Raw genomic sequence first — 16,389 nt, forward strand, 5'->3', positions numbered from 1 at the left:
CTTGACAGTACTTACCTTCCACATAGCTCTTTTCTTATTCTTACGCTTTATCTAAGCCCCATTTTTGTCTAATATTGATTTCCATTCTACCAAAGATCAGCTTATCTACCGCAACTCCCAGAATGACAATCACAATCATAATCGCCATAACCTGACTGATATCAGCTAAATCCCGTCCGACCATGAGAACCTGCCCCAGGCCTTTCGTAGCAGAGAGCATTTCTCCTGCCATAAGAGCTCTCCAGGCAAAAGACCAGCCTTGCTTTAGTCCTGAAATAATACTAGGAAGGCTCGCTGGAATAATCACATTCCAATAGAGACTAAAACCCTTGGCACCCATGGTTTTTGCAGCCCTCACAAACAAAGGATTTATATTCTTCATACCTGATTCGATGGCAATGGACACCGCGAAGGTTGACCCAATGGTGATAACAAAGATGATAGCGCTTTCATTTAACCCATACCAAAGGATAGAAAAAGGCAGCCAGCAAATACTCGGCAAGGTTTGTAGTCCTAAGATCAATGGACTTACATTTTCATCTAAATATTTAAACCGAACAATCGCCAGACCAACAAAAATCCCTATGATAATGGATAACATATAACCCAGAAAAATTCGCTTCGCACTTGCAAATACGGCAATACCCATCGTTCCATCTATGATTAAGCTCCATAAGGTGGTAAGTACGGCGATGGGAGAAGGAAATATATACGGCTTCCATAACCTGAGCCAATCTACTCCTATCTTATATGCCAGTTCCCATATCGCTATCAGAATCAGGTAAAATAAGATCTTTTTTACTAGTCCAATTAGTGTCGAATTCAGCTTTGGCAACCTTCTCCACCTCCTCTTTTAATTCTTTCATGATATCAGCTGCCAGATAAGCTAAATCAATATTTTCTGGCTGCCTTGGACGAGCAAGCTGGATATGAAACTCTTTTTTTATCGTTCCTGGGTTAGCTGACATAACAATAACCCGATCGGCTAAGAGAACTGCCTCTTCCACATTATGAGTAACAAAGATAATGTTTTTTTTCGTTTCCAGCCAAATCTGCTGCAATTCTAACTGCAGAATATTCTTCGTCTGGCTATCCAGTGCAGCAAAGGGTTCATCCATCAGCAGAATATCTGAATCAAGGGTCAGTGCTCTGGCCAAGGCTACCCTCTGCCTCATACCGCCTGATAATTCGTGTATATAACAGTTTTGAAAGCGGGTAAGATGCACCATTTTTAAATACTTCATGGCTTTTTCTCTTCGTTCATCCTTAGGAATACCAGCTAGTTTCATGCCAAATTCAACATTATCAATTACTTTTAACCAGGGAAACAGGGCCGGTTCCTGAAACATAACGACTCGATCAGGACCGGCTCCTTTGACTTCTTTCCCATTGCAAATCACTCTGCCTGAGGTTTCCTTCTCTAATCCAGCGATAATATTGAGCAAAGTAGACTTCCCACACCCGGAGGGACCTAGAATACAAACAAACTCTCCTTTATGAAACTCAATATTAATGTTACTAAGAGTATTTATCGTATCATTTTTAGTAATAAAGCTCTTACTGATATTTTCTACTACTACACTCATCCACAGCACCTCAGTCCCCTATTTCTTGCAGCCCTTTTTCTTTTAAAACTTTATTTAGAAGTGTAAGATTAAACAAATCTTTTAAATCCGGTGCAGTCTTGATAAAGCCTGCATCTACCGATAATTTTACAAAACCGATTACAGACTCTTTTTCTGGATCATTGGTGACGGTCAATCTTGTAAAGGAAGAATCTAAGACTTCTTTCGCCAGCGGTTTGCCAGTTAACTCTTTGATTTGGCTATTTACTGTATCCTTAGCCTTATCAGGATTTTTATTAATGTAATCGGTTAATTCCACATGAGTCCGCAGAAATTTTCCCACTAGATCCGGATGTTCTTTGATGAATTTTGAATTTGCTACTACAACGGCTGTAGTATAGTTTCCATCTCTCCAGACTTGTTTATGATCTAATAAGATATTGGCTTTCACTTCACTGACAAGACGAGCGCCCCATGGCTCTGGAACAAGAGCCGCATCAATGTCGCCTTTATCTAATAACGTTTTAATATCAGGATTGTCAGCCTGTCTTACTTCCACAGTGCCGCCTTTTGTAGTATCTTTCAAACCATTTTCCTGTAAAATATGCCGTAAAGATAAATCCTGGGTATTGCCAAACTGAGGAATTGCAACCCTTTTGCCGCTAAGTTCTCCTACATTCTTTAGCACTAAATCTTTTCTTGTTACTAAAATAGCTCCTGCATCAGTTGCCCCAGCAATAATTTGTAAATCACCATTTGATTTTGTATAACCATTAATAGCAGGGCCTGGTCCAATATAACCGATATCAACTTCTCCTGCAAATAAAGCCTCAATTTCCGCTGGACCTGCATTGAAAGTTTTCCAGTCAATCGGATTTTCATCCCCTAACGCTTTTTGAAACTGACCATCCGCTCTACCAACAAGAGCCTGAGAATGAGTAATATTAGGGAAATGAGCAACTCTAACTTTTGTACCTTTGTGTTCTGCAGTATTCGTAGTACTAGAGCATCCACTCAAGCCCCCTGCGACTGCAAGAACTAACGCCATAACTACACCAAACTTTACTAACTTCATAGTGACCCTCCTTATATTCTTATGCTATCTTATAAAATAAAAAAGACTAAGAATGCCTCTGCTAGAGAGGAGCATTCTTAGCCTTTGGTTTTCCAATCGGCTGTTCATTTAATTTTTCTCAGTATATCATCCGGATTTCTTTGTGTCAATAAGAATATTCTATTTTTCCCGAATCCCATTTTTGTAATCATACGATTCTATAGCATCTTTAAAAGTTTATTTTTGGTGAATGTCGGCAATAATATCCTATATTCTTTGTTTAAACCATAATTCTGAGGATTTCGGAAAATCACCTTGAATTTTCTAGGAATTACCACGGCAAGAATGTAATGGAAAGAAGCAATTTTTACTGCAGGTTGTTACAGAAAATTCGCAAATACAGATATATGTGAAAACAAAAAATATTGCAAAAAGAAGGAGGATTTTAATTTTATGGCAACTCCATTTTTAGGAGAATTTGTAGGTACCACAGTTCTTATTATTTTTGGTAATGGGGTGGTTGCAAATTCACTATTAAAAGGTTCAAAAGCAGAAGGCGCTGGTTGGCTGAATATCATTGCAGGCTGGGCAGTAGCTGTACTTATGGGAGTATTTGCATCTGTTGCTTTAGGTGGTCAGGGAGATCTCAATCCGGCAGTAACCTTTGCCAAGATGTTAAACGGCGGTTATGCAGCTGGCGAGGCAATCACCCTCATGCTTGTTCAAATCGCTGGTGGCGTACTTGGTGGTTGCATTACCTGGTTATTTTTCCGCGGCCACTGGGAAATTACAGAAGATAAGGGCGTAAAGTTAGCTGTTTTTTGTACTGGACCCGCCATTCGCAATTATTCCCAGAATCTGATTTGTGAGATTATAGCTACCTTTATGCTCATATTTTCCGTATTTGCTATGTTCTCCAAGAATGTAGGCGCAATGAGTCCCGGCTACGGCCCTTATATGGTCGCTGTTTTGATTTTTGGTTTAGGCGCCTGCCTCGGCGGAACAACAGGATATGCGCTAAATCCTGCCCGGGATTTAGGACCTCGTATTGCACATGCAATATGTCCCATTGCTGGCAAAGGAGATTCCGATTGGTCCTATTCCTGGGTTCCTATTGTTGGACCTATGATCGGTGGATTAGCCGCATTTGTTGTATCCAAAGGTCTTGGCATTATCTAAGATACTATGACAATTTTGGTTTTTCGTAAAAAAGGGGCAGCTATCGATTAAAGCTGCTCCTTTTTTGTTATGCTTTTTCCTATACTAACGTTTCAAGATGAATGACATTTTTACTCTTAATAAAGGGGAAATTCCTGGCAAAGTAAACGTACTTCCCCTTTAGCTCGCTCATGCACTTCTTTGCTTTCAGGATTTTCAAGTACTGCCCCTATGGCTTCCCCAATTTTCTTCATCGCTGTTTCTTCCATACCCCGTGTGGTTACCGCCGCCGTACCAATCCGAATTCCACTTGTTATAAAGGGACTTGTTGTCTCAAAAGGAATGGTGTTTTTATTCACCGTAATACCGACTTCATCCAGTAATCTTTCGGCTGCCTTTCCCGTAAGATTCTGCTTCCTAACATCGACAAGCATCAGATGATTGTCCGTTCCGCCAGATACCAGATCAAAACCTGTATTCTTTAGAGTTTGCGCCAATGCCTTTGCGTTACTGACCACTTGCTTTTGGTAGTCGCAAAATTCCGGAAGCATTGCCTCTTTTAATGCAACTGCTTTTGCGGCAATGACATGCATGAGCGGACCACCTTGAATCCCAGGGAACACTGCTTTGTCTATCGCTTTTGCATACTCCTCCTTGCAAAGAATAATACCGCCCCGAGGCCCTCTCAAGGTTTTGTGAGTCGTGGTAGTCACAATATCAGCATGAGGAATCGGGCTGGGATGAATTCCGGCTGCTACCAACCCTGCAATATGTGCCATATCTACAAACAGCATTGCGCCAGCTTCTCTTGCGATTTCACCAAACCATTTAAAATCAATCACTCTGGAATATGCACTTGCTCCAGCCACAAGCATCTTCGGCCGGTGAGTCAGAGCCAACTCCCGTACTTCATCATAATCAATCAGATGGCTGTCAGGATTAACTCCGTAGGAAACCACATTAAAGTACTTACCGGAAATACTGACAGGACTCCCGTGAGTCAAATGTCCTCCATGGGATAAGTTCATTCCCATAATGGTATCGCCAGGTTTTAAAAAAGCAAAATATACTGCGGTATTTGCTGTCGCTCCGGAATGAGGCTGGACATTGGCATGCTGCGCCCCAAATATTTTCTTTGCCCGCTCAATCGCCAGCCTTTCAACAATGTCTACATATTCACACCCGCCGTAGTAGCGATGACCAGGATATCCTTCCGCATACTTATTGGTCAATACCGTTCCCATCGCTTCCATAACCATTGGGGTTACAAAATTTTCCGAAGCAATTAGCTCCAATTTATTCTGCTGCCTGTTTTTCTCAAGCTCGATCGCTTCAGCAAGTTCAGGGTCAAATTCTTTCAATTTGATCATTGCTTTTCCTCCACCTTCTATATTTACTGGCTTTTCTTCAACTGAATCATCCAGTTACGCCTTTCTTTTCACTTGATGTACAATGGCGCCGTTAATTCCATGGGCACATTCCATAATGGTTTCGGACAAACTGGGATGAGGATGGATGGTATGGGCAATTGCCTTCACTGGCAGTTTGTTTTGAATTGCCAGTACCCCTTCCATAATTAAGTCACTGGCATGGGCGCCTAGAATATGCATTCCCAAAACCTCATCCGTTATCGTATCGGCAATGATTTTAACCATGCCGTCGGTTTCACCCATTGATACTGCTTTACTATTCGCAGCGAAATTAAACTTACTTACTTTAAACTCTTTCCCCTGAGCTAGTGCTTCCTGTTCGGTTAGTCCCACCATAGCCACTTCCGGTGTCGTGTATATACACCCCGGAACTGCCTTGTAGTCTACCGTTACATTTTGTCCGCAGGCATTTTCTGCAGCAATCATCCCCGCAGCCGAGGCAGCATGTGCCCACATGAATTCTCCTGTGACATCTCCAATTGCATAAACGCCCTCAACGTTTGTCTCCATTTTTGCGTTGACCTTAATCCCCTTGGAAGTGTACTCAATTCCGACCTCATCTAAACCTAACCCAGAAACCACCGGAATTCTTCCGATTGAGGCCAGCACCTTTTCCGTTTCAATTTGCTGCGTAGTGGTTCCATTAGAAATCTCTACAATGGCGCCCCTATCTCCAGGTTTAATTCCAGTCACACGGGTATTGGCCAACATGTTAATTCCCTGCTTGCGCAAGAGCAGCGCCATACGTTTTACGATTTCATTATCGATATTTGGCAATATGTTCGGCAGCATTTCAATCACAGTAACGTTGCAGCCAAACGACTGGAAAATTGCTGCAAATTCAATTCCAACTGCTCCGGCACCAATAACAACCATATTCCCAGGCACCTGGTTCATTGCCAATAATTGATCACTATTGATAACCGCTGGCAATTCCCTTCCCGGTACTGGCAAACCCATTGGCGCAGAGCCAGTTGCCAATATGATGTTCCGAGCAGAATACTGCTCAGTCCCTGAATTCGTGTTTACGCTTATTTGATTACGTGCTGTAAGACTTGCCCTTCCGACTTTATAATCAATCCCATTACTTTTTATCAATTGTCCAATACCTTTTTGCATCTGCTCTACTACCTGATTCACGCGCTTGGTGACCAATTTAAAATCAAAACCAAGATTGTCGGCCATAAGACCAAGTTCATTGCAATGTTTTAAATCACGCCATTTCTCGGCGCTTTTCAAGAGCGTCTTAGTCGGAATGCAGCCCCGGTTTAAGCAGACACCGCCCAATTGATCTTTTTCTATCAAAAGAACCTTAGCGCCTAACTGAGCCGCCCGAATAGCAGCTACATATCCTCCCGGACCGCCGCCAATAACGGCTACATCATAACTCATGCCTTTCCCCCTTCTCTCATTAACGCAGTAAATTCCATTGGGATTGACTATATTTGGATTCTGTGAGCATATTGCTGGTTTCTACTTCTTTTTGGGTCAGGCATCCTCTTTGGGTATCAACACCGATCTTCGGACCAAATTCAGCCATTACAGCATCACGCGTCTCCTCCCATGTTGTATGACACCCTCGAATTTGATCAATCGATGTCACGCCGCTAGACAGCATGCCAATCATGAATTGTCGTCTCTGGGAGGAAGAAACCTTCAATACAGCGGCAAGTTTTTCAGCAGAGAACTGTAACAAAATTGATCCATGCTGAAGTATAACGCCATGCTTACGAACTTGGGCACTGCCAACCAGCTTGCGTCCCTCATAAGTAATTTCATAATGGGATGGAGCATCAAAACATGCGGCAGATGAATGTTGATTCTTTTCTCTTACCTTACCATATGCCCCGCGTGGCATACTCATCTGCGCTCTGATCCCCATCTTTTCCAAGCCGGCAAGAATTCCATTACTAAAATACCGATATGATGCCGATATGGTTTGGGGTATGAGAGGATCATCTTCTTTGACGACAATACTGTAGGTCAATTCCGTTTCGTGCAATACTGCCCGACCTCCCGTCAATCTTCTCACTACATCAATGCCCAATGTATCGCATTGTTCCAGATCAATCTCGGATTTTGCTTTTTGAAAATATCCCAAACTTACTGCAGCTGGCTTCCAGCCGTAAAACCGGAGGGTAGGAGGAACATCTCCCGTGCTATGAGCCAACAGAATTGCTTCATCGATTGCCATATTCAAGGCAGCATCATTTATGCCAGTGTCAAGAACACGCCAGACCATAAGATTCACCGCCTATACCGCTCTCCGTTATCGCTTGCTCAACTTCCCTTCTAGTGAGCGGCCGGGGATAATTATACATTATTCCGCCAGGCCGTTCATTATAGTAAGGTCGATTGCAGTCAGCGCAGCCGGTGGTTTCAAAAGCCTTTCCATCGGCCAGCATCTTAGCTAAATCTGAAACGTTGTAACTGCTAATTTTTCCGTTGGCAAAGCGGATTGCACTGCGGCAATAGCCCTTACGCATAAGATAATGAGCAATTTGCACCCGCCGGTAGTGAGAGACGGAAGGGGGCCTCTTGTCAGCCATAGCCGTACCTGGTATCGGCGTAAAAGCAAATAACCCTACAGTGATTCCGAGTTCAATACAATCAGCGATAAAATTCACCGCTTCTTCTTCCGTCTCACCAAGTCCGACGATCAGGTGCGTCGTTAGAACTCCCGGAAAAGTACCGGCACACTCTTGTAACAGACGGATTCTTTCTTCCCAGTCTGGACCTTTAACACGTTGATAGATCTCCGAAGTGGCAGCATCCATTGCAATACAAATTCTTTCTGCTCCTGCTGCAATCATTTCGGCGGCCTGCCCGGTGTCCGCAATATGATTTGACACGCAGATAGGCTTAGCACCATCAGCACTTAATTTTCGTACTGCTTCTAACGTAGCATCCCAGCTATTTTCGCTGTTAACAACCTGGAGGCAGACTCTTTTTAGATTTCCTTTCGAATAGGCTGAGGAAATACCTGATGTAATTTCATTCGCATCAAAGGCAGGCCATGTTACTCTAGATAAAAGATCTCCTCTTGCAGTGCTGCTCTGAGACTGGGAACAAAAGCTGCAGTTGTTGCGACATTTTTCCCCCAGCATAATATAGGCGGTATTGGGAAGCGCTTCACTTTTGATTCGTTTTTTACCAATTACACTGGCTGTTCCCGCAGATAACTTCCATAACGTCATAATACACAGCACTCCTCTCGCCGCTCTATCGTCAATCCGAGATTTTGAGCCAACCGTACCGCTCCTGAAACCGGATTTACAATACCGTTGATCCCTAAGCGAACTGCCCATAAGTCTAATTCCTGACGATAAGCACCTCCTGGCCGCATGCATCCAAGATGAATCGGCAGCGCGGGAAGCTCTCTTCTCGCGCTGGCCAGTATGTTTAATACATCTTCAATAGAAGGGGGCTTGCAATCGGCAAAACGTGTCCCCTTCGTTGGAGTAAATACAATAAAAGTAATCCCGTCTACGCCAAGTGCTTTCAGGTGCCTGATCGCTTCGTATTCACCTCTAATCTCGCCGCCATGAAGTCCAATGCATATATGGGGAATCACAGAACAACTTTTCTTAAGTTTCTGATAGCATGCAACATAATCTGAAACGGTACGATCAATTCCTAAAACTTCTTTTATCGTTGCATCATCCCCGATAAAATCAAAAGAAACTTTGTCCGCTACCTTAGCTATTTCCTGGATGTCTTCCTCGTCAACCAGACCAACATGTACGTTATACTTCATATTTTGTTTCATTGCCGCAATTTGGGCTATATGCTCAGCGATGGGAACCTTGCCTTCGGCTGTACACCCGCCGCTGATTAAAAGGCTGCGTGCTGTAAGTCCATTCCCCTCCGGACCCTCCGGAATATCTTTAAGTGCCTTCATCCCCTTTAAATAGTGACCTCCGCAATGTGCGCAGTTTAACTCGCATTTGCCTCCTGTAACACTTACAGCTTTGGTTTCATTTGGATATGAAAATTTAATATTTGACTGAAAATTTTTCTGCCTGATCCGCCACCCCTCTTGGGCCAGCAAATCTAAGGTTTCCATCTTACTACCGGTTTCCGTGCCGCCGCAGTTTCATCAAGCCTTCCCACAACGGTGTCGTGGGGAGCATTAAGAATTTGCGTTACGTCAGTTCTCGCTTCTTTCGCTATTTCCCGCATAGCCTTAATAAAACCATCCAGCGTTTCTTTGCTTTCCGTCTCGGTAGGTTCAATCATGATCGCTTCCTCTACGATAAGCGGAAAGTAAATGGTTGGCGGGTGATACCCATAATCCAATAGTCGTTTTGCAATATCCAGCGTCTTTACTCCAAACTGCTTTTGATTTTTAGAGGTGATTATGCATTCATGCATGCTATACCGGTCAAAGGGAGCATAGTAGTCTTCTCTTAATTGACTCAAACAATAATTTGCATTTAGAACGGCATCTTCACTTGCTTGCCGAAGTCCATCTGGTCCCATCGTCCGGATATAGGCATAGGCCCTAACAATCACTCCAAAATTACCGTAAAAAGAATGCATTCTTCCAATGGAGAGCGGTCGATCATATTCCAGATCGTATTTCTTCCCATTGTAGGTTACTATGGGAACAGGTAAAAATGGAATTAACTCTTGTTTTACACCGACAGGTCCGGAGCCAGGTCCGCCGCCGCCGTGAGGCGTGGAAAACGTCTTATGGAGGTTAATATGCACTACATCAAATCCCATATCGCCAGGACGCACAATCCCCATTACTGCGTTCGTATTAGCCCCGTCGTAATATAACAGTCCTCCGGCAGCATGAACGATTTGGGCAATTTCTTTGATGTTTTTTTCGAACAACCCTAACGTACTCGGGTTAGTAAGCATAAATGCCGCAGTATCCAAACCCACAGCAGCTTTTAGCGCATCCAGGTTAATTGAGCCGTCATCATTGGACTTAATTTCAACGATTTCCAGCCCACAAACAGTTGCGGTAGCCGGATTTGTACCATGAGCAGAGTCAGGAACAATCACCTTAGTTCTTACTTCCCCCCGCGAGCGATGATACTGCCTGATGAGTTTTAATCCTGTCAACTCACCATGGGCACCCGCCACCGGCTGCATTGTAACCGCATCCATTCCGGCAATTTCTGCTAAATATTGTTCCATTTGATATAGAAGTTCTAACGCGCCTTGGATTGACTCAACATCCTGCAAAGGATGAATATCTGCAAAGCCCGGATACCGGCAAACATCTTCATTCACTTTAGGATTATACTTCATCGTACATGAACCAAGAGGGTAGAATCCCGAGTCAACACCAAAGTTTCGCCTCGAAAGAGCGGTATAATGCCTTATTAAATCAGGTTGGCTTACTTCCGGAAGTTGGGCGTATTTGGATCTCAAAAGATCAGATGGTACAAGTGTTTCCATCTCATAGGCGGGAACGTCACTTTTAGGCAAATCTAAGGCGAAACGCCCAGGTTTGCTTATTTCGAATATAGTCGATTGTTTTGTTTTCATAACACTTCCCCCATTTCACGAACCAACCAGTCTATCTCTTCTTTGGTACGTTTTTCAGTAACGCAGATGAGCATGCAGTTTTCAAGTTCGGGATAGTATTTACCAAGGTCTAGTCCCCCTAAGATTTTTTTAGCCAACAATTTTTTATTGATATCGGAAACTGGTTTGTTTAGTCTGACAGTGAATTCTTTAAAAAATGCTCCCGAGAATACCGGTTCACATCCTTTTAAACTTGTCAGTGAACGATATGCATAATGGGCTTTTTGAATGCATTGTGCTGCAACCTCCCGTAAACCTGCTTTGCCCAAAGTACTCATGTAAACGGCAGATGTCAAAGCACAAAGTGCTTCGTTGGAACAAATATTTGAAGTTGCCTTTTCGCGGCGAATATGTTGTTCACGAGCTTGAAGCGTCAGTACAAAGCCACGATTGCCTCTATTGTCCACAGTCTGACCGACAATTCGACCGGGCATTTTTCTCATGAGCTTTTCCGTTGTTGCAAAGAAACCGAGATACGGACCGCCAAAAGATATTGGAATTCCCAAGCCTTGGCCTTCCCCAACTACAATATCTGCACCTAGCGCACCGGGAGATTCCAGAAGCCCCATAGAAATAGGGTCAACGACAGCAATCAGATATGCTCCCTTAGCGTGGGCAATTTCTGCGATGCTTTTCAAATCCTCAATGCAGCCAAAAAAATTGGAAAATTGCACGACAACAGCCGCTGTCGAATCATCTATCAGCTGGGGTATCTTGTTTAAATCAGTCAAACCATCGCTATATGGTGCCAATTTAAGCTCGATCTTTTTATCCTTGGCATAGGTCAGAAATGTCTCCCGATAATGGGGATGGACAGTCTCGGCCATTACAATTGCCGTTTTCTTAGAACTGGCACACGCCATCATAGCGGCTTCAGCAACGGCAGTACCGCCATCATACATGGAGGCATTGGCCACTTCCATGCCTGTAATCTCGCAGATCATTGACTGGTATTCCCATAACGCCTGCAAGTAGCCCTGGGAAATCTCCGGCTGATATTGCGTGTAGGCAGTGTAAAATTCAGAGCGTCCAATGATATGATGAACTACACTGGGAATATAATGGTCATAAGCTCCTGCACCTAGAAAGCAGGTTAATTCCTGAAGATTGGCATTCGCTTTTGCCAGTGCTTTGAGATGTTTAACTAAGCCCTGTTCAGGCAGGGCTGGCGGCAAATTTAATGTCCTGGTCATTCGCAAATCAGCTGGTACGTCTTCAAATAATTTTTCCACTGAATCAACGCCAACAGCATCTAGCATCTCACGTCTATCAGCTTTTGTATGAGGAAGATAACTCCAAGCCATTTCTAGTGTCCTCCCTCCGCCGCCAACTGAGCATATGCATCGCTATCTAAAAGATCATCTAATTCACTGCTGTCAGACATTTCAATAACAACGATCCAACCTTCACCATAAGGTTCTTGATTGATCAGGTCGGGAGAATCCGTAAGTGCTTGGTTCACTTTTACAATTTTTCCGGAAACCGGAGCATAAATATCCGATACTGCTTTTACTGACTCAATGACAGAAAAGCTATCGCCCACTTTCACTGTACTTAACTCATCTGGCAATTCTACAAATACAACATCACCTAACTGTGATTGAGCAAAATCAGTTACCCCAATAATAGCAACGTTACCTTCTACCTTGACCCATTCGTGATCTTTGGAGTACTTTAGTTCTTTTGGAATATTCATTATTACTTCCCCTCTCTTTTATAAAATGGTTTGGAAATGACTTGGGCGGATACATTCTTGCCGCGAATTTCAATATCTATTTTTTGTCCAACCTTTGCATATTCAGCTTGAATTATACCCAAACCAAGGTTTTTATCAAGGGATGGAGCGTAAGTTCCTGTCGTTACCACTCCAACATAGCTGCCCTCTACTAAAATCGGATATTCAGCCCGTGCTACTCCACGGTCAATCATCTCAAAACCAACTATTCTGCGTTTTGGTCCATTGGTTTTCTGTTCCTGCAGCGTTCCTTGTCCGTTAAATTCCCCCTTATCAAGCTTTACAAATATTCCGAGTCCTGCCTCAATGGGCGAAATATCGGCCGAAAGTTCGTGCCCATATAAAGGAAAACAAACTTCAAATCTCAATGTGTCACGACAACCTAAACCAGCGGGAAGCAATCCAAGGGGGCGCCCGACTTCCATGATTGTATCCCATAAATATGTAGCATCATCCGGGCAGCAGTAAATTTCAAATCCATCTTCTCCCGTATATCCAGTTCGCGATAACAATACTTTTTTGCCAGCAATATCGATTTCAGGCATAAACCAGTAATATTTTAGTTCGGAAAGCGGTGCATCAGTCAATTTCGATACAATCGTCTCTGATAATGGTCCTTGCAGGGCGATCTGGGCTGTTTCATTAGAAATATTGGTAAGATTAACGTCAAATTCTTCGGCATTCTCCCGCATCCAATTCCAATCTTTTTCAATGTTTGCCGCATTAATAACCAGGAGATAATGATCAGCATCCTTTTTGTAAACTAATAGATCGTCTACGGTTCCCCCATGCTTATAGCACATGGGTGTGTAGAGTATTTGATTTCTTTCCAGTTTGGAGACATCGTTGGTTACTAACCTTTGCAGAAAGGCTAGTGCATCTGGTCCATTAACTACTACTTCTCCCATATGGGATACGTCAAATACTCCTGCTTTTGTTCTGACGGTCTGATGTTCATTCTTGATTCCAGTGTACTGGACCGGGAGAGACCAACCGCCAAACTCAACAATTCTGCCACCATACCGCAAATGCGTCTCATAAAGCGGTGTCTGTTTTACTGTCATGAAAACCACTCCAATCTTTCTTTAATACATTAAAAAGGACAGAGAACAAGAGTGAAGACTCACTCTTGTTCTCTGTCCTTTTACCTGAGAGATTCGCCCGCAGCGGGGCTCCCCATCGGCGACACTTTCAGTTACGAAGTGTACTCTCCAGAGTTCGGTCCAGTTACGGTTTTTTTACCTGAGAGTTTGAACAAAGCTTTGCTCCTTCGGTGACGCTAGTTAAGCGTTCTCTCCCGCAACCATCATTCCGTATGTAGTTAATCCCAAACCGAAAAAGACAGAAACCAACGTAGTTGGCCTCTGTCTTATTTACCTCCAGAGAATCCCGAATATCTCGGTTACTCTTTGGGTGCCGCATAGCGATCTTTCCAGAGTTCCATTAGAATACGGTCCTTTTGCCTGAGAGTTTATTGCCTTTGCTCCTTCGGCGCCTGAAATCAGATCTCTCCCGCATCCCTCACATGGAATATTATTAAGTTTGTGAATAATTCGAATTTTCAATGTTATGGTTTTTAGTATATAGGATTGCTCTTAACCTGTCAACACTTGTGTTTAATTTGTGAGGATCGATCATTTCCGTCTGCAATTCTATTTTATTAAGCTTTTAATCAAATTATGCCACTCTTTTATAACCACCTCTGGGACATAGGGACAGGTTCCTTGTCCCACAATCATTCTTTTCTAGGAAGTTCCTGTAAAAAAGAAGCCACGAAATTCACGGCTTCTAACCAATCGGGTTGGATATGACATTCTCTGTATCTTTGAATTTTCCAGTCAAGACACGATCTTTAGGTTTAGTGGAATTTACTATTAAAATAAGACTTTATGTAAAGCACTGTGAGGTGCTGGCAATACGAGTTGATCGACTAAAAATCCGCTGTCATGTATGGCATTGCTGCCAGCCTTAACGGCAGCAGTTACCGCTCCTACATCGCCAGTTAATGTCACCATAGCTTTGCCGCCCATTCCTCTTGCCAGGCGGACTTCGATCAATTCTACATTGGAAGCTTTTACTGCCGTATCTGCTGCAATAATCGCAGACGCTACAGAATAGCTTTCAATTACCCCCAGAGATCTTACTTCTTTGACTTCGGTACAGCCTGACAATGCTGGGAAAATACTGTCATGCAAATTAGGAAGTATAAATTCATCCACAACATTTTCAGCGCCGCTTACTGCCGTTCCGCTTTTGACTGCGCTTTGGACAGCTCCCACATCACCTGCAACCATGACAACATACTTGCCAGGGCACATGGCTTGTGCCATGAGGATCTCTACATTAGCTGCCTTTAGCATGGCATCTGCTGCTAAAAGACCTCTGGTAATATTCTTTAATTCTAATAAACCAATAGCACGCTTCATCTTATGTCCCCCCTGTTATCCTAAACCGCCCGAATACCAATACGAGTGTCTACTCTACAGATCTCTCCTGATATACTGGCATGTAAATTAGCTCCTACCGCTGCACCTTCAGGTATAGTTCCAATTAAATCACCTTTTTTAACTATATCTCCTACTTTAACAATTGGTAAAGCTGGCGCTCCAATATGCTGAGAGAGAGGCAACGTAACTTCTTTTGCAATCACTTCGTTTGCACTCAATGGTGCTTTTACATCATATTGAGCAATACCGAGACGGGCTGTCAAACGTTTGGTAGGAATTAAACGATTTATACGGGTTGACAGAGCCTGCTGTGGTTTATTGTTATGAGGATTCTTTATCCCGGCTTTTCCCAATTGCTTTTTCAATTCTGCATTCACTCTGCGGGGAGATAAACCCATGGAACAGCCAAAGGTATCACATGCACCACATTCTGAACACAGCAAAGCACGAGAAAAAATAGCCGACTCACCTATCTGCCCTTTACCAATCGCCTGCATGATACGATGAGGTTCCAAACTATGACCTAACAGGTGGCGCGGGCAAACATCAGTACAGGCCAAACAATTACAGCATACTGCCTTCGCCCGATTGGCAATCATCTGCCATGTTGTATTTTTTTGTGTAATTAAGGAATGATCCACAGGTAAAACCAAGATACCTCCTGTAGTTTTGGTAACGGGTGCATCTGAGGTAATTAATTTGCCCATCATCGGACCACCGTCAATGATCGCATAAGGATTCACAAGTGCTCCTCCTGCCAGAGCAATCAGTTCCTGTACTTTCATACCAATGGGTACTTTTAATGTGATTGGTTTCGCCACAGCACCGCCAACTGTAACATATTTATCCGTTACGCCTTGGCCTTTTAAAGCGTCTGCAATATTGATTAGGGTCTCAACATTCGCCACGACCACTCCTACGTGGAGAGGTATACCGCCTTCAGGTACAATTCGGCCCGTGACTTCATGAACAAGTACTTGTTCATCCCCAGCTGGATAAATATCAGGTAAAAAAAACAATTCAATTTCCTGATCATCTATCTCTTTTATAGCAGTCTGGAGGTTTTTCGTGGCTTCTTCGTACTTACGTTTTAGGCCAATATAACCGCGTTTTGCCCCAGTGGCCAGCATCACTGTTTTCAAGCCTAAAACCATCTTTGTACTTTCTGCTGCCATGATATGCTGATGAGCTCTTAATAAGGGTTCGCATTCCGCACCATTAACAATCACAAATTCAACAGCAGCGTTGATTTTAACATGGGTAGGGAAACCAGCTCCGCCAGCACCCACTACACCTGCTGCTTTTACCGCGGCGACAATCTCGTCACGCATTTTCTATCAGCTCCCAAACTTTCATCTATCCACTGACTAAATCGCTCTAAGACTCCCAATTATACAATTGGAAGCACTAGAGCGACTAAGCCTGAAGGATAAGTACAACCCAGATTCAGATGAAG

At 43.4% G+C, this 16,389-nt stretch carries 15 protein-coding genes and 3 riboswitches; of the genes, 1 reads left to right on the top strand and 14 read right to left on the bottom strand.

Annotated features, from left to right (window positions below; all coding sequences use genetic code 11):
• Window positions 1–40: 40 nt before the first annotated feature.
• The 3 genes from FR7_RS16575 to FR7_RS16585 are packed head-to-tail and all read right to left on the bottom strand — an operon-like array spanning window position 41 to window position 2,640.
• On the bottom strand, window positions 41–835 hold the full coding sequence (locus tag FR7_RS16575; RefSeq protein WP_237714838.1) for an ABC transporter permease: 795 nt from the start codon (window positions 833–835) through the stop codon (window positions 41–43).
• Window positions 747–1,586, bottom strand: a complete 840-nt coding sequence (locus tag FR7_RS16580; protein ID WP_007933479.1) for an ABC transporter ATP-binding protein — start codon at window positions 1,584–1,586, stop codon at window positions 747–749. Before FR7_RS16580 ends, FR7_RS16575 begins: the two co-directional genes overlap by 89 nt.
• A 10-nt stretch (window positions 1,587–1,596) precedes the next feature.
• Window positions 1,597–2,640: an aliphatic sulfonate ABC transporter substrate-binding protein gene (locus FR7_RS16585; RefSeq protein WP_007933480.1), complete on the bottom strand. Its 1,044-nt coding sequence runs from the start codon at window positions 2,638–2,640 to the stop codon at window positions 1,597–1,599.
• 432 nt (window positions 2,641–3,072) lie between these two features.
• On the opposite strand from FR7_RS16585, the gene FR7_RS16590 reads away from it, so the two are divergent.
• A complete protein-coding gene (locus FR7_RS16590; RefSeq protein ID WP_007933488.1) occupies window positions 3,073–3,798 on the top strand; it encodes an MIP/aquaporin family protein in 726 nt (241 codons plus the stop codon).
• Window positions 3,799–3,914: 116 nt separating this feature from the next.
• Here FR7_RS16590 and FR7_RS16595 read toward each other — a convergent pair whose 3' ends face one another.
• The 11 genes from FR7_RS16595 to FR7_RS16645 all read right to left on the bottom strand — a co-directional run bounded on the left by FR7_RS16595 (window position 3,915) and on the right by FR7_RS16645 (window position 16,264).
• A complete protein-coding gene (locus FR7_RS16595) occupies window positions 3,915–5,147 on the bottom strand; it encodes a serine hydroxymethyltransferase (RefSeq protein ID WP_007933489.1) in 1,233 nt (410 codons plus the stop codon).
• 54 nt (window positions 5,148–5,201) lie between these two features.
• Entirely contained in the window at window positions 5,202–6,599 is a 1,398-nt protein-coding gene (lpdA, locus tag FR7_RS16600) for a dihydrolipoyl dehydrogenase (protein WP_007933490.1), read from the bottom strand.
• A 19-nt stretch (window positions 6,600–6,618) separates the two neighbouring features.
• Window positions 6,619–7,449 carry a lipoate--protein ligase family protein gene (locus FR7_RS16605; RefSeq protein ID WP_007933492.1) on the bottom strand — a complete coding sequence of 277 codons (831 nt, stop codon included), beginning with the start codon at window positions 7,447–7,449 and terminating at the stop codon, window positions 6,619–6,621.
• Window positions 7,430–8,404 carry a LipS2 family lipoyl synthase gene (locus tag FR7_RS16610; protein ID WP_007933493.1) on the bottom strand — a complete coding sequence of 325 codons (975 nt, stop codon included), beginning with the start codon at window positions 8,402–8,404 and terminating at the stop codon, window positions 7,430–7,432. Before FR7_RS16610 ends, FR7_RS16605 begins: the two co-directional genes overlap by 20 nt.
• Complete coding sequence (locus FR7_RS16615) at window positions 8,401–9,273, bottom strand: LipS1 family lipoyl synthase (protein ID WP_007950304.1); 873 nt, start codon at window positions 9,271–9,273, stop codon at window positions 8,401–8,403. The genes FR7_RS16610 and FR7_RS16615 overlap by 4 nt, the downstream gene beginning before the upstream one ends.
• Window positions 9,261–10,712, bottom strand: a complete 1,452-nt coding sequence (gene gcvPB / locus FR7_RS16620) for an aminomethyl-transferring glycine dehydrogenase subunit GcvPB (protein ID WP_007933496.1) — start codon at window positions 10,710–10,712, stop codon at window positions 9,261–9,263. Before gcvPB ends, FR7_RS16615 begins: the two co-directional genes overlap by 13 nt.
• Complete coding sequence (gcvPA, locus tag FR7_RS16625) at window positions 10,709–12,055, bottom strand: aminomethyl-transferring glycine dehydrogenase subunit GcvPA (protein ID WP_007933498.1); 1,347 nt, start codon at window positions 12,053–12,055, stop codon at window positions 10,709–10,711. The genes gcvPB and gcvPA overlap by 4 nt, the downstream gene beginning before the upstream one ends.
• A gap of 2 nt (window positions 12,056–12,057) precedes the next feature.
• A complete protein-coding gene (gene gcvH / locus FR7_RS16630) occupies window positions 12,058–12,447 on the bottom strand; it encodes a glycine cleavage system protein GcvH (protein WP_007933499.1) in 390 nt (129 codons plus the stop codon).
• Window positions 12,448–12,449: 2 nt separating this feature from the next.
• A complete protein-coding gene (gene gcvT / locus FR7_RS16635; RefSeq protein WP_007933501.1) occupies window positions 12,450–13,550 on the bottom strand; it encodes a glycine cleavage system aminomethyltransferase GcvT in 1,101 nt (366 codons plus the stop codon).
• A gap of 70 nt (window positions 13,551–13,620) precedes the next feature.
• Window positions 13,621–13,703, bottom strand: a riboswitch (glycine riboswitch).
• Between the two features lie 3 nt (window positions 13,704–13,706).
• Window positions 13,707–13,796, bottom strand: a riboswitch (glycine riboswitch).
• Between the two features lie 131 nt (window positions 13,797–13,927).
• A riboswitch (glycine riboswitch) is annotated at window positions 13,928–14,011 on the bottom strand.
• Between the two features lie 349 nt (window positions 14,012–14,360).
• Window positions 14,361–14,912 carry a BMC domain-containing protein gene (locus tag FR7_RS16640; RefSeq protein ID WP_007933503.1) on the bottom strand — a complete coding sequence of 184 codons (552 nt, stop codon included), beginning with the start codon at window positions 14,910–14,912 and terminating at the stop codon, window positions 14,361–14,363.
• 20 nt (window positions 14,913–14,932) lie between these two features.
• Window positions 14,933–16,264: an SLBB domain-containing protein gene (locus FR7_RS16645; RefSeq protein WP_007933505.1), complete on the bottom strand. Its 1,332-nt coding sequence runs from the start codon at window positions 16,262–16,264 to the stop codon at window positions 14,933–14,935.
• Window positions 16,265–16,389 lie beyond the last annotated feature (125 nt).

This window comes from Pelosinus fermentans DSM 17108 (genome assembly GCF_000271485.2).
Classification (GTDB): Bacteria; Bacillota; Negativicutes; order DSM-13327; family DSM-13327; genus Pelosinus; species Pelosinus fermentans.